The sequence below is a fragment of the Priestia sp. JSM ZJ58 genome (assembly GCF_044383985.1).
Classification (GTDB): Bacteria; Bacillota; Bacilli; order Bacillales; family Bacillaceae_H; genus Priestia; species Priestia zanthoxyli.
Map to the genome: position 1 here is coordinate 1,452,096 of NZ_JBISEM010000001.1, position 17,359 is coordinate 1,469,454.

At 39.5% G+C, this 17,359-nt stretch carries 20 protein-coding genes; 12 read left to right on the forward strand and 8 right to left on the reverse strand.

Going from position 1 to position 17,359, the window contains the following annotated elements:
• Nucleotides 1-29: 29 nt before the first annotated feature.
• Complete coding sequence (locus tag ACH6EI_RS07595) at nucleotides 30-1,247, reverse strand: MFS transporter (RefSeq protein WP_098999222.1); 1,218 nt, start codon at nucleotides 1,245-1,247, stop codon at nucleotides 30-32.
• Nucleotides 1,248-1,500: 253 nt separating this feature from the next.
• On the opposite strand from ACH6EI_RS07595, the gene ACH6EI_RS07600 reads away from it, so the two are divergent.
• Nucleotides 1,501-2,385 (forward strand): LysR family transcriptional regulator, encoded by an 885-nt coding sequence (locus ACH6EI_RS07600; protein ID WP_028414586.1) that lies wholly within the window; start codon nucleotides 1,501-1,503, stop codon nucleotides 2,383-2,385.
• Nucleotides 2,386-2,417: 32 nt separating this feature from the next.
• Here the strand turns inward: ACH6EI_RS07600 and ACH6EI_RS07605 are convergent, their stop codons facing one another.
• On the reverse strand, nucleotides 2,418-2,969 hold the full coding sequence (locus ACH6EI_RS07605) for a MerR family transcriptional regulator (RefSeq protein WP_028414585.1): 552 nt from the start codon (nucleotides 2,967-2,969) through the stop codon (nucleotides 2,418-2,420).
• Between the two features lie 345 nt (nucleotides 2,970-3,314).
• On the opposite strand from ACH6EI_RS07605, the gene ACH6EI_RS07610 reads away from it, so the two are divergent.
• Complete coding sequence (locus tag ACH6EI_RS07610) at nucleotides 3,315-3,641, forward strand: MGMT family protein (protein WP_028414584.1); 327 nt, start codon at nucleotides 3,315-3,317, stop codon at nucleotides 3,639-3,641.
• 22 nt (nucleotides 3,642-3,663) lie between these two features.
• Here the strand turns inward: ACH6EI_RS07610 and ACH6EI_RS07615 are convergent, their stop codons facing one another.
• Both ACH6EI_RS07615 and ACH6EI_RS07620 read right to left on the reverse strand, forming a co-directional pair.
• Nucleotides 3,664-3,798, reverse strand: coding sequence for a hypothetical protein (locus tag ACH6EI_RS07615; RefSeq protein WP_260503756.1), 135 nt, complete (start codon nucleotides 3,796-3,798; stop codon nucleotides 3,664-3,666).
• A gap of 108 nt (nucleotides 3,799-3,906) precedes the next feature.
• Complete coding sequence (locus tag ACH6EI_RS07620) at nucleotides 3,907-4,524, reverse strand: LysE family translocator (RefSeq protein WP_028414583.1); 618 nt, start codon at nucleotides 4,522-4,524, stop codon at nucleotides 3,907-3,909.
• 137 nt (nucleotides 4,525-4,661) lie between these two features.
• On the opposite strand from ACH6EI_RS07620, the gene ACH6EI_RS07625 reads away from it, so the two are divergent.
• The 5 genes from ACH6EI_RS07625 (at nucleotide 4,662) to ACH6EI_RS07645 (ending at nucleotide 8,663) form a co-directional block, all read left to right on the forward strand.
• A complete protein-coding gene (locus ACH6EI_RS07625; RefSeq protein ID WP_028414582.1) occupies nucleotides 4,662-5,207 on the forward strand; it encodes a helix-turn-helix domain-containing protein in 546 nt (181 codons plus the stop codon).
• 171 nt (nucleotides 5,208-5,378) lie between these two features.
• Complete coding sequence (gene bla / locus ACH6EI_RS07630) at nucleotides 5,379-6,311, forward strand: class A beta-lactamase (protein WP_028414581.1); 933 nt, start codon at nucleotides 5,379-5,381, stop codon at nucleotides 6,309-6,311.
• 98 nt (nucleotides 6,312-6,409) lie between these two features.
• Nucleotides 6,410-6,673 (forward strand): excalibur calcium-binding domain-containing protein, encoded by a 264-nt coding sequence (locus ACH6EI_RS07635; RefSeq protein ID WP_028414580.1) that lies wholly within the window; start codon nucleotides 6,410-6,412, stop codon nucleotides 6,671-6,673.
• A gap of 241 nt (nucleotides 6,674-6,914) precedes the next feature.
• Nucleotides 6,915-8,312, forward strand: a complete 1,398-nt coding sequence (locus tag ACH6EI_RS07640; RefSeq protein WP_099000406.1) for an NCS1 family transporter — start codon at nucleotides 6,915-6,917, stop codon at nucleotides 8,310-8,312.
• A 201-nt stretch (nucleotides 8,313-8,513) separates the two neighbouring features.
• Nucleotides 8,514-8,663, forward strand: coding sequence for a hypothetical protein (locus ACH6EI_RS07645; RefSeq protein ID WP_013058052.1), 150 nt, complete (start codon nucleotides 8,514-8,516; stop codon nucleotides 8,661-8,663).
• Nucleotides 8,664-8,740: 77 nt separating this feature from the next.
• Here ACH6EI_RS07645 and bglA read toward each other — a convergent pair whose 3' ends face one another.
• A complete protein-coding gene (gene bglA, locus ACH6EI_RS07650) occupies nucleotides 8,741-10,180 on the reverse strand; it encodes a 6-phospho-beta-glucosidase BglA (protein WP_099000405.1) in 1,440 nt (479 codons plus the stop codon).
• A gap of 13 nt (nucleotides 10,181-10,193) precedes the next feature.
• Nucleotides 10,194-12,080: a beta-glucoside-specific PTS transporter subunit IIABC gene (locus tag ACH6EI_RS07655; protein ID WP_099000404.1), complete on the reverse strand. Its 1,887-nt coding sequence runs from the start codon at nucleotides 12,078-12,080 to the stop codon at nucleotides 10,194-10,196.
• A gap of 168 nt (nucleotides 12,081-12,248) precedes the next feature.
• Here ACH6EI_RS07655 and ACH6EI_RS07660 point away from each other — a divergent pair, with 168 nt between their 5' ends.
• The 3 genes from ACH6EI_RS07660 (at nucleotide 12,249) to ACH6EI_RS07670 (ending at nucleotide 13,826) form a co-directional block, all read left to right on the forward strand.
• Nucleotides 12,249-12,959: a GntR family transcriptional regulator gene (locus ACH6EI_RS07660; protein ID WP_014459154.1), complete on the forward strand. Its 711-nt coding sequence runs from the start codon at nucleotides 12,249-12,251 to the stop codon at nucleotides 12,957-12,959.
• Between the two features lie 169 nt (nucleotides 12,960-13,128).
• Nucleotides 13,129-13,311 (forward strand): hypothetical protein, encoded by a 183-nt coding sequence (locus ACH6EI_RS07665; RefSeq protein WP_223546684.1) that lies wholly within the window; start codon nucleotides 13,129-13,131, stop codon nucleotides 13,309-13,311.
• A 23-nt stretch (nucleotides 13,312-13,334) separates the two neighbouring features.
• Nucleotides 13,335-13,826 (forward strand): GNAT family N-acetyltransferase, encoded by a 492-nt coding sequence (locus ACH6EI_RS07670; protein ID WP_098112406.1) that lies wholly within the window; start codon nucleotides 13,335-13,337, stop codon nucleotides 13,824-13,826.
• 82 nt (nucleotides 13,827-13,908) lie between these two features.
• Here ACH6EI_RS07670 and ACH6EI_RS07675 read toward each other — a convergent pair whose 3' ends face one another.
• Entirely contained in the window at nucleotides 13,909-14,337 is a 429-nt protein-coding gene (locus ACH6EI_RS07675) for a hypothetical protein (protein ID WP_141483523.1), read from the reverse strand.
• A gap of 160 nt (nucleotides 14,338-14,497) precedes the next feature.
• Complete coding sequence (locus tag ACH6EI_RS07680) at nucleotides 14,498-15,391, reverse strand: DMT family transporter (RefSeq protein WP_098112404.1); 894 nt, start codon at nucleotides 15,389-15,391, stop codon at nucleotides 14,498-14,500.
• 114 nt (nucleotides 15,392-15,505) lie between these two features.
• Here ACH6EI_RS07680 and ACH6EI_RS07685 point away from each other — a divergent pair, with 114 nt between their 5' ends.
• A complete protein-coding gene (locus ACH6EI_RS07685; RefSeq protein ID WP_028414572.1) occupies nucleotides 15,506-16,378 on the forward strand; it encodes a LysR family transcriptional regulator in 873 nt (290 codons plus the stop codon).
• Between the two features lie 130 nt (nucleotides 16,379-16,508).
• The gene (fabI, locus tag ACH6EI_RS07690) at nucleotides 16,509-17,288 is read left to right on the forward strand and encodes an enoyl-ACP reductase FabI (RefSeq protein ID WP_013084067.1); all 780 of its coding nucleotides are present in this window, start codon (nucleotides 16,509-16,511) and stop codon (nucleotides 17,286-17,288) included.
• Nucleotides 17,289-17,359: the final 71 nt, after the last annotated feature.

The window sequence follows — 17,359 nt, forward strand, 5'->3', positions numbered from 1 at the left end:
ATAGGATATCCCAATTAGTTTTCCTTCATTTAATAACTTTCCTTAACATTCGTAGCGTGTCTTGTCTTTACTGAGCTCTTTAAAAGAAAACCAGAAAGGAGAAAAGCAATCAATAAAAAAACAATAATCATACAAATGAGGCCCCACCAGCCGAACATCGACCAAAAGACTCCTCCGAGCGTTCCGCCTACGCTTGACCCCGTGTAATATAGAAACAAATAAAGTGAAGAAGCCTGGGCTTTATTTGTTAAAGCGCGCTGACCTACCCAGCTGCTGGCAATCGAATGGCTGCCGAAAAACCCAAACGTAAACAAGCCCAAACCGGCTATTTTAGCAAGTAAAGCAGGATTTAACGTTAAAACGACACCGGCTAGCGTAATTAAAAGGTTGATCATAAGTATTTTTTGTTTTCCGTAGCGGTCTACCAGTCTGCCGGTCCACACCGAACTAAACATTCCGATAATAAGAATTAAAAAGACCCAGCTGACAATCGTTTGGCTTAAGGAATAAGGTGGAGCCGTTAGTACATACCCAATATAGTTAAATAAGGCGACGTTGCTGCCTAACAACAAAAATCCTAAGCCATATAAACAAACTAACCTCGGATCTTTAAGATGATCAAGTAACGATTTCCCTAACTTTCCAACTTCTAATTTACGAGATTGGAAGTGCTGTGAAGGAGGCAGGCTAATCCAAAAGATAACGGTCGCTGCTATACTTATAATACCAATTCCTGCTATTGCACCGTGCCAGCCGAAATAATCACTGAGCGTTCCCGCAATCACTCTTCCGCCAACCGCGCCAATTGCATTGCCGCTTATATAGAGGCCCATTGCTGAACCAAGGCTTTTAGCTTCGATTTCTTCCCCTAAATAAGCCATTGCCACTGAAGGTAGACCGGCTAGTGTAATTCCTACCATTATTCGGAAAAATAGCAGAATATGAAAAGTAGGGCTCCATGCAGTCAACAGGCATAATAAAGAAGCGGCAAGCATGGAATAGACCATGACAGGCTTTCTTCCCCAAACTTCCGATAGCGAACCGAAAATAAGCATACTAATAGCCAAAGCTATGGTTGTAACGGAAAGTGATAGGCTAGAAGTTGTTGGAGAAATATGAAATTCTTTTGTGAACGCCAGCATTAAAGGCTGTGCGCAGTATAAAATCGCAAATGTATTGAACCCGGCTGCAAAAAATGCAAAGCTCGTTTTGCGAAAAACGGGCGTTCCTTTTTTTATGTAACTCATAGAGCAACCAGCTTACGCTTTCTCAGATGTACGATACGTTTCATAACAAATCCTTCTTTCTGCTAGAAAATGATGATTATAAAATTTTGTAGGAGCTGTATACAGCAGTCGTTAAAAGAAACTAAAAACATCCTCGAGTATGTTTCCATTTTTTATCGTAACACCTGCTATTTATAATGTATAATTCATTATAATCATATTTTTCATACATCTATGTAATGAGTAGAGCCGCTTGATAAGGAGATGGTACAAAGTGGAATGGCAGCAGTTTAAATATTTTCAAACGCTAGCACGTACGCAGCATATGACGCGCGCAGCAGAAGAGCTGTTAATTACGCAGCCTGCGCTCAGTCGTTCAATCGCTCGTTTTGAAGAGGAAGTAGGAGCACCGCTATTTGACCGGCAAGGACGTTCCATTATATTAAATCAATATGGTAAAGTTTTTTTAAAGCGTGTAGATAACATAATGAAAGAATTTGATAAAGGACAAGAGGAAATTCAAGCGCTGCTAGATCCTGAAAAAGGGCAGGTGTCACTTGGATTTTTACATACGCTCAGCACGGATTTGATTCCAGATTTAATCGCTTCGTTTCGCAGTTTATATCCTAAGGTGAATTTTCAGCTGAGGCAAAGTCCTTCGCACGTGCTCCTTGAACAGCTGGAGCTCGGCGAACTGGATCTTTGTTTGATTGCGCCGATGGAAGAGAAATCGTTCATTAAATGGCAGCATCTTTGGAGTGAAGAGCTGTTTGTAATCGTACCGAAAAATCACCGGTATGCTGATCGTGAATGTATTGCACTAGAAGAAATTGCTGAGGAATCATTTATTCACTTAAAAGAAGGCTTTTCTCTTCGTCTTACGTTTGAGCAGTTATTTGAAGAGTCAGGAAGAATGCCTCACATCATGTTTGAAGGAGAGGAAGCTGATACCGTAGCAGGACTAGTAGGAGCCGGCTTAGGAATTTCTATCCTTCCAGATTTACACGGAATAGATCAAAGCAAAATAGTGAAAATCCCATTAGCTAAAGCCAACTGCCACCGAGTAATTGGACTAGCATGGATTGAAGGAAGATATCTATCGCCGGCTGTTAAACAGTTTAGAAACTTTGTTTTACATAAATTCCATGACCAGAAATAAAGGTGTTTTTTAACCTAGGCTCGTATACAAGCTTAGTCCTTTTTTCGTTTGAATAACCGTTTTAAAATCGATCTCTTTTTACCTACTACGCTGCTTTCTTTTGAAGCTTCTACTAATTCTGAAATGGCCTGCTGTTCACGCAGACTTTTACGCAAAGATTGAATAAGCTGCTTATCTTTTTCCTGAAGAATTTGTTTTGTATCAGGCTCTTGTTGGGGTGAAGGCTGTACCGGCTGTTCGGGAGGTGTCGGCTGCTGGTCATCGGCTTCGGGCTGGTCATCGGCTTCTGCCGTGTTCTCTGTGTCCTCTTTGTCTTCGTCTAGAGACACGGCAGCTTGATCCTCGCTTGTAGTCAAAGAGAATTCTTTTTGCAGCGCTTCATTGATTTCTTCTGCTTGACAGCCTTCATCATAAAGCTGCTTAATTTTCAGTAAAACGGTCGCAGCTGCAGCTTCATATTGTTTTGGTCGATGATCTTCTTTTTGTATAAAGAAATCTTCGAATTTATCTATGTATCTTCTGATAGTTGAAGTAGGAATACTCGTTTCTTCAGATAATTCTTTTACACTAAGCCATTTTGTCATTTTCTCACCACTTTTTAAATGATTACTTATTCGTCAGCATCAATTTGAAATTGTACTAGTATCTACTGTTTATCTTATCACGTAACGCTTCTACGTACTTTGCTGTGTTGATTTCTGTAACGTTTTTATAATCACAGTGTCATAAATAAGGGATAAGCTGCCACTCGCGCAAAGATTTGCTAGTTGAAGAATAGGAAATACAAGCATTTACCTGAAGAATGTTGCACAATGATGAGCGTACTTCTTATGTATTATCTTATAATGTTGCTGAAGAAAAATCGAGTGATTACTTCACTGTTTATTAATTATGGTAATGTTGTACTAAAGAATAAAAGGAGGGGCAGCATGAGTTTTACAGAGCGAACAGTAGCACTTATTAAACAAATTCCTCATGGGAAAGTCATGACATACGGACAAATTGCCCGCCTGGCTGGAAGCCCTCGAGGTGCAAGACAAGTTGTACGAGTACTGCACTCAATGAGTAAGAAACATAATCTTCCTTGGCACCGAGTCATCAATTCCAAAGGAGAAATTGGATTTAAAGATGAAGAAATGCATGTTGTCCAAAAACTTTCACTCGAAGCGGAAGGAATACTCGTTTCTTCGGATGGAAGACTTGATCTTAAAGTCTATCTCTATGAACCTGACGTGCATAAACAACAATTGAGATAAATGATTGAGTATGAATTGCTTGTTACACGTCTGTTGATTTCCGTGCAAGACTTCGCTTTCCGCAGACGGCCGATGAGCCTCCTCGTCGCTTGCGCTCCTGCGGGGGCTCATCTATTCCGCTTTTCCTGCAGGAGTCTTCGCCTTGCCCTTCAATCAACGGCTAGAAGCACCTGCATTTACCCTATTAATAAAAAAATCCGAACGAGTTTGATTCTCCATCAAAAATCAAACTCGTTCGGAACTTTCTTCAACTAACTTATTTTTGTTATTTATGTTTTTCAAAAGCGAGCTTTAATCCAAACCCGATTAACACGACGCCCGTTGCTTTATCCATAAAGCGCTGCACGCTAGGTGTTGTAAGCCATTTTCGTAAATAGTTAATAAAAAAGACGAATACGAAAAACCACGTGATAGCCAGGATCGTATACGTTATTCCCATAAGAAGCAATTGAAGCGTTACGTTTTGATCGCTTTGAACAAATTGAGGTAAAAAAGTTAAGAAAAACACGGCTACTTTTGGATTAAGTACATTTGAGACAAGGCCTTGACGAAAAGCGGATGTTTCTTTTGACTTTTCCTCTTTTACAGAAGAAGATGCATTGCTTTTTTTAGAAAGGAAGGCCGAGATGCCTAAGTACATTAAGTAAATGGCTCCTGCGTATTTTACGATTTCAAATGCCAAAGCTGACTGAAGGAGAAGAGCCGATAAGCCAAACGTGGCGGCGAGCGTATGAACTAAAGAGCCGCTCGCTAAGCCTAATGCCATTTTATAGCCGCCCGTTTGTCCGTCTGCCATCGTTCGTTTCGTGATAAGGGCGGTATCGATACCAGGGCTCATAATAACAAACAATGTAAGAACCAAAAAGGTCAAGATGTCATTCATTTTTTTCTTCCTCCTCGCTGTGATAAAATTAAAATATACTTTATTTATTAAATATAATTTAACACACTTAACTCAGTTTATTAAGTTTAATTTAATAAAATTAAATATAATTAAACATCTTTTACGGAGGAATCATCATGGAAAACATAGATATTGGAAAAAAAGTAGAGAAATTTCGAAAAGAAAAGGGACTAAGCAGTCGTGAATTAGCAAAATTAGCGGATGTCACGCCGTCTATGCTAAGTCAAATTGAACGAGGGTTAGCTAATCCGTCTATTTCAACGCTTAAGATTTTAGCTAAATGCCTCGACGTGCCTACTTTTAGCTTTTTGCTTGAAGACATAAATACCTCTCATTTAGTCGTACGGTCAAACGAGCGTAAAACGATGAAGGTAAAAGAGTTAACGTATTCGCTAGTATCACCAGATTTTACTGGAAATCTAGCTACGGCGATTATGGAAGTCCCTCCCATGATGTCTTCATCTGAAACTCCTTTAGCGCATAAAGGGGAGGAAGTGGCATACGTTTTAGAAGGAAAAATTAAAGTGTATTTGGACGAGGAAGTATACGTGCTAGAAAAAGAAGATAGCGTCAAAATCCCTTCGCATCTTAAGCACAAATGGGACAATCCGTTTGATGAGAAAGCCGTTATTTTATTTTCCGTTACGCCGCCGGTATTTTAAATTTATTAATAGGTGGTATGCTAGTTATTCTTCATTATCGGGTACTTTATTATATAAATGTGATAAAACTATCATGTTTGTGAGAGTAAACAATTGATAAAATAGAATTGTTGGTAACCTCTACCTAAGAGACTACATACTAAATACTTTTTGGAAAGGTGTTGAAAGGTAATGAAGAGATGGAAAGAGATGTTTTACACTTCAAAGCTTAAAAAAATGATGCCTGCACTGGCTCTATCATGCGCGGCGGTTGTAGGCTTTTCAAGCAGCGGAGTACAGGCTGAAACGGTGAAGTGTCAAAAACAAGAAACTAAAAGTGATCGAGAGTTTGCTAAGCTTGAAGAAAAATATGATGCGAATCTTGGCATTTATGCATTAGATACCGGTACAAATAAAACGGTAACGTATCACCCGGACGAGCGTTTTGCTTATACGTCTACTCATAAAGCGCTTGCTGTCGGTGCACTTTTACAGCAGAAATCAATTGAAGATCTCAACGAGCGAATCTTTTATACGCGCGATGACCTTGTGAACTATAACCCTATTACAGAAAAACACGTGGATACAGGCATGACTCTTAAAGAACTCGCGGATGCATCGCTTCGCTACAGCGACAATACGGCAGGGAATTTAATTCTGCAGCAGCTGGGCGGACCGGACGGATTTAAAGAAGCTTTAGAAAACATAGGAGACGATGTAACGCTGCCTGAGCGGTTTGAGCCCGATTTAAATGAAGTGAATCCAGGAGAAACCCACGATACAAGTACACCAAGAGCACTTGCTGCAAGCCTTCAAACGTATGTACTTGGACAGGCACTTCCTGAAGACAAACGTGCACTTTTAACGGATTGGATGAAACGAAATACGACAGGGGATGCCTTGATACGAGCGGGCGTGCCAAAAAGCTGGGAAGTAGCCGATAAGACAGGCGCAGGCTCCTACGCGACGCGAAATGATATTGCCATTCTTTGGCCGCCAAACGGAGATCCAATTGTTCTTGCGATCCTTTCCGATCGTACGGAAAAAGATGCGGAGTATCATGATAAACTGATTGCAGAAGCGGCTAAACAAGCGGTCAAGGCTCTTAAAGTTACTCATAAATAAAAAATGGATAATAGTAGTTTAAATGTAAAAAAAGATTGAAAAGATTGATAGAACATTCTATTATTAATGAGACAAAATATAGGAAGGAAGTATCTCTTATGAAAAAGATTTTTCCAATTGTTCTATCTTTCGGTTTATTAACAAGCGTATCTTTTGGCATGGTTTCAAACGTAGATGCGGCAGCTAAATCTTACAAAAACTGTACCGAATTAAACAAAGACTACAAAGGCGGCGTAGCTCGTGCGGCTAATGTAAAGAATAAAGGCGGCAAAACAAAGTACAAACCGTACGTATCAAAAGCACTGTATGATGCCAATACAAAGCTAGATCGAGATAAAGACTACATTGCCTGTGAAAAATAAATACTGAGTGACTCATCCAAGCGCTTATTGTAAGCGCTTGGATTTTTTATTGTCATCAACTCCTGTATGTTGCGAGCTAAGATCAAAAATTAGTTAAATCGCACAAATTAATATCAGAAAATTCACATAAATAATAATGAACTTGCGTTAAAATTCGTATACACTATGTACATGTTAAATTAACTTACATCTTATGTTAGAAATAAGAGTGGAAACATCATAAAAAGGAGTTGAGTGTATAGTGTCTACAAATGCAACAAGTTCCGTTATAGAAGAGGTGCATTCTCATCAAGATAGGGGGCTTGATCCTTCGCTGAAGCCAAAAAGGGATGCGGATCGAAAGTTAACTCCACTGGCCTATATGTTTATGTGGATTGGAGACGGCGTTAACTTAGGAAACATGACGCTTGGTGCTAGCTTGGTAATCGCAGGTACTGCGGTATTAAATCTTTTTCAAACGTTTGTAGCAGCCATTATTGCCATCGGTATTATTTCTATTTTTTTTGTGTTAAACGATCGAATTGGCTACAGGACGGGTATACCTTACGTGATGCAGCTTCGAATGTCTTTTGGTATAAAAGGCTCCGTTATATCGTCACTTTTACGAGGTATTCCAGCTATCATTTGGTATGGTTTCCAAAGCTGGACAGGCGGTACCGCTTTAAATGAAATCGGGAAAATTGTGAGCAAAGGGTCTTTTGATAATCTTGTTCTTTGTTTTATTATCATTCAGCTGCTGCAAATTGTGCTTTCCCTGTACAGCTTCCACGCGGTTAAATGGGTAGAGATGCTTGCTTCAATCATCATATTGCTTGGCCTTGTTTACGTATTTGGCGTTCTTTTAACTTCTCATAGTGAGGTAGTAGGAGAGAAGTGGGTACATACAAAAGGTTCGTGGGGACTTCCGTTCTTTTCTTTCATTATGATGTTTATGGGTAATTATGCGGCGATTTTTCTAAGCGCAGCCGATTACTCCAGAGAGCTAAAGCCAGGCATTAGCGACAAGAAGCGCGGATTTTTATACTTTACACCGATTCTAGTAGCCTACGGATTCGTTCTGACAATCGGAGCAATGCTTGCTTCTGCTACGGGTATTTCCAATCCAGTTAAAGCGTTCGCGGTTGTAGTCGATAATTCGTATATCACTGTTGCTGTATCAGCATTTATTGTGATTGGCGTGATTGCCGTAAACATGGTGGCAAACATTATTCCACCTACGTATGTGATTACGCTGCTGACAAAAGCAAACTATAAAGTAGCGGTTACGATTACCGGGCTGCTTGCCTTTTGCTCGTTCCCTTGGGTGCTTGTTCAAGATTCATCAGCTGCAGGTCTTGGTTTGTTCATTTTGATTTACTCTGCTTTTTTAGGGCCGATTGTTTCTATTTTACTAGTCGATTACTATATTTTACGGAAGCAAAAAGTGAATGTAGAGGAATTGTATCAAGAAAAAGGGCCATTTTCCGGCTACAATCCATGCGCTTTGCTTGCGATGCTCATCGGTGCAGGTGCTGCGTTTATTGAAGTTGATTTAGGCTGGATTATAGGAGTAGTAGTCGCAGGAGTTGCGTATATTCTTTTAACGAAATTTGCTTTTAAACAGTCAAAGTTCAAAAAAGGAACCATCTTTGAACAATAACTTATGAGATAGATAAAAGCCTTTGCTTGCCGCAAAGGCTTTTTGTGTGTCTTTTACCGCGTCAGAGCAAATCTCTTTGTCTAGTTTCCTAAAAAGTGGGTAAAGTAAAGAAGAGAAAAAGTTATCTCTATTATGAGTTGCTTTTAATAGGACCGCATCTAATGTATCGCATCAATCATAGCTTAAAGGAGAGGGCAGAGTATGTATGAATTTAGAGTGTATACTCTTCGAGATGGAAGCGAGAAGGTAATCAAAACGCTGAAGCATGAATCGTTTGCGGATGAAATTCAACGAGCAGGAATTAAGCAAACAGAAATTGCGCAAACGCAGCTAGTAGATAAACCGAGATAACGTATTTGCCTTTATTCTTACACTAAAAAAAGATGGGTTCCTGTGTCTTCACGCAGGAACCCATCTTTTCTGATTTCTTATAGTTCTTCACCGTTTGTTTCAATCACATGTTTATACCAGTTAAAGGAGTCTTTCTTGTAGCGCTTCATCGATCCGTTTCCTTCGTTGTCACGGTCGACATAAATCATGCCGTATCGTTTTTTCATTTCGCCTGTTGTAAAGGAAACAATATCAATAATTCCCCACGGCGTATAGCCCATTAAATCAACACCATCGTACGTCACGGCTTTTTCTAACGCTTCGATGTGGGACTTTAAATATTCAATTCGCGATGCGTCATGAATGGATCCGTCTTCTTCAACCGTATCAATGGCGCCAAATCCGTTTTCTACAATGAACAGAGGAATTTGATAGCGGTCGTAGAAGCGATTTAACGTATAGCGCAAGCCCGTTGGATCAATAGACCATCCCCAATCGCTTGATTTGATATAAGGGTTTGCTACGCCGTTTGGCAATCCGCCGTTTACGATATCGCCCGTATTATCAGCTTCAACGTCACTTTTAACCGTTGTTGACATGTAATAGCTAAAGCCTAAATAATCGACTTTTCCATTTCGTAAAATTTCTTCGTCGCCTTCTTCAAACGGAATATGATAGCCTTCTCGTTCGAATTCTTTTAATGCGTAGCTCGGGTAATAGCCGCGAACTTGAACGTCAGGGAAGAAGTAGCGCTGTCTCATTGTTTCTTCTGCTAACATCACATCTTCAGGGTTTGAAGAATACGGATAGATTGGCACATGTGACACCATTGCTCCGATTTGGAAATTTGGATTAATTTCTTTTCCTTTTGATACGGCAAGAGCGCTTGCTAAAAGTTCATGATGTCCCGCTTGATACATCACTTCTTTTGCATTTTCACCAGGCTTTACAGAAACGCCTGAGTTCGTCCATAGAAATAGAGGATTGTTTACGTCCATTTTGTTGTTGATTTCATTAAACGTCATCCAGTACGTGACTTTGTCTTTATAGCGGTCGAAACAAACTTCAGCGAATTTCACAAAGCAATCTACCGTTTTTCGGTTTCTAAATCCACCGTATTCTCGAGCCAAATGCAGAGGCATTTCAAAGTGAGACAGCGTAATAACCGGCTCAATGCCGTGTTTTAACAGTTCATCAAATACATCGTCGTAGAATTTTAGTCCTTCTTCGTTTGGCTCAGCTTCATCGCCCTTAGGAAAAATACGGCTCCAGCCAATAGACGTTCGTAAACATTTTAAGCCCATTTCTGCAAACAGTGCGATATCTTCTTTGTAGCGGTGGTAAAAATCAATTGCTTCGTGATTTGGATAGAATTTATCTTCTTCTACTGTTTCAGTGATTTGTCGCGCTACACCGTGCGCACCTGCAGTCATAACGTCTACTACGCTCGGTCCTTTTCCACCTTGGTTCCATCCACCTTCAAATTGATGAGCTGCTAATGCGCCGCCCCATAAAAAATCTTTTGGCATTTTTGTCATCGTTAGTTCCTCCTTATTTCACTACGGTAAATAATGTTTGATTTAGTCCGCTATTTTCAACATCTTCAACGATTACTTCTCGGTAAGCGTTTGAATTTGTGATAATAACCGGTGTAATCGTTTGTAACCCTTGTGTTTCAATAAATTCTTTATCAAATTCAATTAGTAAATCGCCTTTTTTAAACTTTACACCGTCTTCTACGTGCAGGGTAAACGGCTTGCCGTCTAACGTAACGGTATCTAATCCAATATGAACAAGCAGCTCAACGCCGTATTCTGAACGAAGGCCGATAGCATGCTTCGTTGGCGCTACCATGACTACCGTTCCGTCAAAAGGTGCATAAAGCTTGTTATCTGAAGGATCAATCGCTAATCCTTCTCCCATCGCACCTGAGCTGAATACTTCGTCCGGTACGCTAGAAAGTGGGATAACTTTCCCACTAAACGGTGCGCTGATCGTTTCTTCATTTTCGTTCAGGTTGCTGACAGCTACTTCGTTTAAAGGAGCAGCAGCAGCAGCTTCTTTTGCTGCGTCTTCTCCGTAACCGAATACTTGAATAAGCACAACTGGAAGAATAATCGCAATAGCACATCCAATTAAAATTCCCCAGATTGACATCGGATAGTCTTGGCTGATGCCGTTTACAATGGTCAACGGTCCAGGCAATCCTGCGTAAGCAAAGTAATATGGGTGAAAGAAACTTGCTACAACGGCACCAATAGCACCTGAAACGCATCCAAAGATAAACGGCTTTTTAAAACGTAAGTTTACGCCGTAGATAGCTGGCTCTGTAATACCAAATAATCCTGTTATTCCGGCTGATACGCTTACTTTACGTGCTTCTTGGCTTTTTGCTTTTAAAATAACCCCAAGCACCGCTCCAACTTGAGCTACTACGGCAATTGTTTGATACGCTTGAAATGAATCTCTGCCGTTTAAATCAAAGTTTGCAAGCACCATCGGCGTAATTCCCCAATGTACTCCAAAGATGACAACAATTTGCCAGAAGCCGCCAATGATTGCTCCAGCTAAGGCAGGTACGTTTTCAGCTAAAAAGTTATAGCCGTGAGCGATTCCGTTAGCTCCCATCGTTGTAACGGGGCCAATGAGTAAAATCGTTATAGGAACCATAATCACCATACATAAAAACGGAACAAACAGCGGTCTAACCACTTCATGAATGCTCTTGTTTAGGAACCTTTCAAGGTAAGACAAAATCCATACTAAAAATAAAGGCGGTAAAACAGAAGAAGTATAGATCGTTTCGGATAAGGGAAGACCTAAAAACGAAATGCTGCTTCCGTCGGCAATTTTGGCCGCCATTTCTGCCCATGTTGGACTGACTAATGCGGCACAGCACGCCACTGCGATGTAGGTGTTGGTTTTAAAATGCTTGGATGCTGTGATGGCAATAAAGATAGGTAAAAAAACAAACGGTGCCCACGAAATAAAGCTTAATACTTGATAGGTGCCCGTTTTGGCAAAGCTATCCGAAAACAAATTAATTAAGATTAACGACCCCTGTAAAATTCCTGCCGCTGCTAAGATATATACAAATGGTGCAAACACAGCGGACATTGTAGCAATCACACGGTTTAAAATCGTGCCTTTGTTTTCAGTTTGCTCCTCTGCTGTATCCAAATTTACTAAACTAGCAAATTCTTCATAAACGTCTCCTACGTGCTGTCCAATAACGACTTGAAACTGCCCGCTGTTTTCAACAACCGTAATGACACCAGCCATAGAAGACACCTTACGTTTGGCTTCTGGCTTCGAGCGCTTTAATACAATTCGCAGCCTCGTAGCACAGCGTGTAGCGCTTACGATATTTTCTTCGTCACCTACTGCATCTAAAATATCTGCTGCAAGCTTGTGATAATCTCTAATTTTCCCTCCCATATGTTCAACCCCCTTGTTGAGTATACGCTTTCAGTATAATTGTACCGATACAATTTATCAATACCCAAATAAAATAATAATCAATAAATAATTTAAGTTTATGGGATGGAGTTAGATTATGGTATAATCGTGTTATTCTTGAGACAAATTCAGTAAAGAGGTATAGCTATGATCAAATACCAACAAATTGCAATTGAAATTGAAACCTATATTGAAGAACACAAGCTTCAGCAAGGAGACAAGCTGCCGGTATTAGAAACGCTGATGGCACAATTTGAGGCGAGTAAAAGTACGGTAACAAAGGCCTTAGATCTATTAGAGAAAAAAGGCGTTGTTTTTCAAGTAAGAGGAAGCGGCATTTTTGTCCGTCGTCATAAACGAAAAGGATATATTGGCTTGCTTTCCAATCAAGGATTTACAAGTGAACTTGAAGATTTTCAGTTAACGTCGGAAGTAATTGAGCTAGATGTACGGAAACCGACGCAAGAAGCGGCGTTAAATTTAAACATAGAAGAAAATAGCGACGTCTATTATGTAAAAAGAGTACGGTATATTAACGGCCAGACGCTTTGTCTGGAAGAATCGTTTTATAATAAGTCCATCGTTACGTACTTAAATAACGAAATTGTTTCTCAGTCTATTTTTCATTACATTAAAGAAGGCCTTGGCTTAAAAATCGGGTTTTCTGATCTATATCTTCACGTCGGCAAGCTGAACGAAGAAGAAGCAAAGTACTTAGGATTAAAAGAAGGCGATCCTAAATTATTTATTGAAACACTTTTTCATTTAGCGAACGGCCAGCCGTTTGACTTTTCAAAAGTGACATATAACTACGAACAGTCTCAGTTCTTTTTACAAGCAACGAGTCATGTTTTATAAAAAAGTGCCCGTCTCTCAATTACTAAGGAACGAGAGGCAGGCACTTTTTTTCATTTCTTTGATAAAAACATGAAAGAAGATAAAGATTGTAATAAATAGGAAATTAATATACGATAAAATGGTTACAGGGTTTATAGAAATAAGGAAATGAGGTGCTAAGTTGAAAAAGATGCTGAGTTATCTTATTCCAATGCTTTTTATGTTTGGTCTGCTTTCCATGAATTTATTTCAGCCGACTAAAGGCGATTTTATCGCTGTAGGTGTGATATCGATTCTTGCAGGTGCCGTAATTGGTTTTATAATGAACATAGGTTGTGCAGTATTAAAAACAGTCAAAAACAAGGTGGAGTAAACTGATTAGAGGCGGTGGAGGTTTTGAGTGAAAGTATCATCATTCAGCCATATGCTAGTAAGTATCAACAAGAAGTAGTGGACTTAATTCTTCCTATTCAGCAGCAAGAATATCACATTCCAATAACGGAGAAAGATCAGCCCGATTTATTTAAAATCGAAAGCTTTTATCAACAGGGCAACGGAAACTTTTGGGTTGCTGTTTGCAACGAAAAAGCAGTAGGAAGCGTAGCTTTAATAGACATTGGACACCGTCAAGTAGCGCTACGGAAAATGTTTGTAGCCAAACCTTATAGAGGAGCCACCTTCAAAACAGCTCACCGTTTATTGCATACAGCCATCGCGTGGGCAAAAGAGAGGGAAGTGGAAAGAATATACTTAGGAACGACGTTACAATATAGGGCTGCGCATCGATTTTATGAGAAAAATGGATTTCAACATATAGAAAAAGAAAAGCTGCCTGCAAATTTCCCAGTGATGAACGTAGATAAAAAGTTTTATACATATGAGGTATAAGCTTAGCCTTTATGCAAAATCATATCGGTTAGTGTAATGAACGATAGCGATGTGTCTGTAGCAAAGCATCTAAAAAGACGGTCTATGTATAATAGACCGTCTTTTTAGATAGCTTGTTTATGAGTATAGAAGATAACCCAAACGGCAATGAGCAGCTCAACGTTACAATAAGGATTCGCGGAAAGAGACTAAAAGCCGATATTCCGTCACTTAGCAAAAATAAAGTTAATACGGCGAGTGCTCCCACGATACCGAAAAGAAGATATAGGATTAGTTCAATTAATATTTTAAATGAAGCTATGTATTTCATGATGTTTGCTATAGCTATTGAACAAGGGATGCCTACTATAATAATAAATGGAGCGGTAAGATACACACCAATAAGCAAAGTCGATAAATAATCTACTATACTTGTATAGCCAAGGGAATTTAATTCAAATATTTCGATGCAAACCACACCGCCGCATATCGATGAAATAATAGTTGAAAGTATTCGTTTAATAAGCTTCACAGTCGTTCACCTAGACGTACTTTTTTATATAGAATAGCAAGGTAGTCTGAAAAATACTAGCATCTATTAAAAGAAAAGTGGAAATAGTGTTGGGGCTGCTATAAGAAATCTTATATCTTAGCTTCATAACAAAAGCCGCTAGGTTCTTATCTAGCGGCTTTTACTTTGGCAAAGTCTCTTGGTAATGAACTCTTTTTTTAAATAGCAAATCGTCTAATTGAGCAATTAAAATCCCCGCAATCACAATAATAGAACCAACAAGGTCTTTAAGCGTAAACAGCTCATGCAAAAAGAGAACGGCAAACAGCGCAGCAAAAATAGGCTCTGTTGCAAAAATAAGTCCTGTGTGAGTAGGAGTTGTGTAGCGCAGCGCAATGGCTTGACAAATGAATCCAATCGCGCTGCAAAGAACGCCAAGACCTAAAATCGCAATCCATGATGATAACGTAGTTGGAATGCTGGGGTGTTCAAATAAAAAGCTGCAAGTCAGTGCAAATAATCCAGCAAACCCTAGCTGTAAAATGCCGAGTGCAATTGGATTTTCATTTTTCGTAAACGTGCCGGTCAAGGTAATATGAATGGCATAACATAGCGCCGTTCCGATGCAAAGTACATCACCAGTATTCATATGAAAGGAGTGCTTTAAAGTTAACACACCTATACCGGTTAGGGTAACAATAACTCCAAGTCCAATCGGCCAAGAAGGAAGCTTCTTTACTAACAAACAGTTGAGCAACGGAACAAAAATGACCGTTAAACTGACAAGAAATCCGGCATTTGAAGCAGACGTCATGCTGACGCCAAACGTGACAAACGAAAAAACGGAAAATAGTAAAAAGCCTAAAATAGCTGATGATAAAATCGTTTTGCGCGTGATATGTAGTAAAGGCTTATAGAAAAACAGTCCGGCAATCAAAAAAGCAATTAAACATCTGAGTGCAATGATAGTAAATGACCCGAGCGAACCCAGCCCCATTTTCATAAACACGTACGACATGCCCCAAAATACATTTACACCAACCATCATCATATTTGCTCGCGTGCGGTAACTCACGTTCAACCCTCCATTGTTTATGATGTACTCACAGTATACAAAGGAATTTGATATTAATAAAATGAATCTTTATAATGATGAACATGAATTAAATTCATATTAAGGCGGGATAAAATGAGCTTAGTGAAATATGAAATTTTAAACAAAGTAGCTGAAGTGAAAAGCTTTACAAAAGCGGCAGATGCGCTGGCACTCACGCAGTCAGCGGTCAGTCATGCCATTACAAATCTCGAAACAGAATTTGGATTTTCGCTTGTGAATCGAAACAGATCAGGTATTACCTTAACAACAGAAGGCGAAACGATGCTTCTTGCCATTCGGAAAGTGCTGCAAGAAAATGAAAAAGTTCATCAAGAAGCAGCCAGTCTCTTAGGTCTTGCAAAAGGAACGATTAAAGTTGGGATTTTTAAAAGCGTATCCACCAAGTGGCTCCCCGAAATTATTCAGCTGATGGAAAAAAGCTATCCGGCCATTCAAATTCAGCTAAAAGAAGGCGATTATCTTGAAATTGAACAGTGGCTGCTAAGTGGAGAAATAGACTGCGGTTTTATTAACATTACGCATTCAAGTCAATTTCATATTATCCCTTTAAAAAAAGACCCGCTGCTGTGTGTCGTATCAAATCAAAGTGCTTTGTATCATCAAAAAAACGTTTCATTTAAAGATTTAGAGAAAGAACCGTTTATTATGCCGACATACGGCGGATATCATGATATTAAGCAATTGTTTGAAGAACAGGGGCTTCAGCCTGAAATTCGCTTTGAATTAATGGATGAAAGTGCTATCCTATCGATGATTACGTATCACTTAGGCATTAGCATTTTACCTGAAATGCTTTTGGATTCTATCCCGCAAGAGCTGCGTGCGATTCCATTTCAAGTGGACAGCTACCGTTCAATTGGTCTAGCTACTCGTTATCATCTTTCACCTGCAGCTAAAAAATTTGCTGAAACAACGCAAGCATGGCTGCAAAATTCGGACAAGTAAGAGATTATTTATAAAGCAAAATCGGTTAATTCATAAGACTCTTAGGAACTAAGAGCATCTTTGTGCTATAATAAAGCTATACAATTACCTATTAGTCATCATTGATGACTAATTTTTTTTGGAGGATAATATGGAAGATTTATTACAATTAAAGAACAAGAACATTGTGATTATGGGAGTTGCCAACGACAGAAGTATTGCTTGGGGTGTTGCAAAAGCCCTTCATCAAGTAGGAGCAAACTTAATTTTTACATACCGTAAAGAACGTTCACTAGGAAAATTGAACAAGCTTTTAGAAAAAAATGAAATTCAAGCATCATTAATTGCTGAATGTGACGTAAACAGCGACGAAAGTATTGAAGCAGCTTTCAAAAAAATCGGAGAAGAAGCAGGCACAGTTCACGGAGTGATTCACTCTGTTGCGTTTGCTCACTCAGAAGATTTAAACGGTGAGTTCATCAATACATCAAGAAGCGGATATGCATTTGCTCAAGATACAAGCGCTTATTCATTTATCGCCGTAGCGAAAGCAGCGAAACCTCTTATGACAGAAGGCGGTTCTCTTGTAGCGATGAGCTATCTTGGTGCAGAGCGCGCAGTTGAAGGCTATAACGTAATGGGCGTAGCAAAAGCAGCGCTTGAGTCTTCAGTAAAATACTTAGCATTAGACTTAGGGAAAGACAATATCCGCGTAAATGCGATTTCAGCAGGCCCAATTCGTACACTTGCAGCGAAAGGCATTTCTGACTTTAACCAAATTCTTCACCATGTTGAAGAAAAAGCACCTCTTAAGCGTAACGTAACGCAAGCAGAAGTTGGCGACATGACGGTTGTATTACTGAGCCACCTTTCACGCGGCGTAACGGGAGAAATCGTACACGTGGACGCTGGTTATAATATTGTAGGTTAATTGCAAAACACCTTCTCAAATGAGAAGGTGTTTTTTTGTGGGAAATTCAGAAATCTATCGTTTCCTCTATT

Bases quoted from the DNA above. Each gene is read 5' to 3' on its own strand.
- ACH6EI_RS07660 (WP_014459154.1), top strand. From the start codon at position 12,249: ATGATCAAATACCAACAAATTGCAATTGAAATTGAAACCTATATTGAA.
- ACH6EI_RS07605 (WP_028414585.1), bottom strand. From the start codon at position 2,969: ATGACAAAATGGCTTAGTGTAAAAGAATTATCTGAAGAAACGAGTATT.
- ACH6EI_RS07595 (WP_098999222.1), bottom strand. From the start codon at position 1,247: ATGAGTTACATAAAAAAAGGAACGCCCGTTTTTCGCAAAACGAGCTTT.
- bla (WP_028414581.1), top strand. From the start codon at position 5,379: ATGAAGAGATGGAAAGAGATGTTTTACACTTCAAAGCTTAAAAAAATG.
- ACH6EI_RS07625 (WP_028414582.1), top strand. From the start codon at position 4,662: ATGGAAAACATAGATATTGGAAAAAAAGTAGAGAAATTTCGAAAAGAA.
- bglA (WP_099000405.1), bottom strand. From the start codon at position 10,180: ATGACAAAAATGCCAAAAGATTTTTTATGGGGCGGCGCATTAGCAGCT.
- fabI (WP_013084067.1), top strand. From the start codon at position 16,509: ATGGAAGATTTATTACAATTAAAGAACAAGAACATTGTGATTATGGGA.
- ACH6EI_RS07620 (WP_028414583.1), bottom strand. From the start codon at position 4,524: ATGAATGACATCTTGACCTTTTTGGTTCTTACATTGTTTGTTATTATG.
- ACH6EI_RS07655 (WP_099000404.1), bottom strand. From the start codon at position 12,080: ATGGGAGGGAAAATTAGAGATTATCACAAGCTTGCAGCAGATATTTTA.
- ACH6EI_RS07685 (WP_028414572.1), top strand. From the start codon at position 15,506: ATGAGCTTAGTGAAATATGAAATTTTAAACAAAGTAGCTGAAGTGAAA.
- ACH6EI_RS07665 (WP_223546684.1), top strand. From the start codon at position 13,129: ATGCTGAGTTATCTTATTCCAATGCTTTTTATGTTTGGTCTGCTTTCC.
- ACH6EI_RS07635 (WP_028414580.1), top strand. From the start codon at position 6,410: ATGAAAAAGATTTTTCCAATTGTTCTATCTTTCGGTTTATTAACAAGC.
- ACH6EI_RS07610 (WP_028414584.1), top strand. From the start codon at position 3,315: ATGAGTTTTACAGAGCGAACAGTAGCACTTATTAAACAAATTCCTCAT.
- ACH6EI_RS07645 (WP_013058052.1), top strand. From the start codon at position 8,514: ATGTATGAATTTAGAGTGTATACTCTTCGAGATGGAAGCGAGAAGGTA.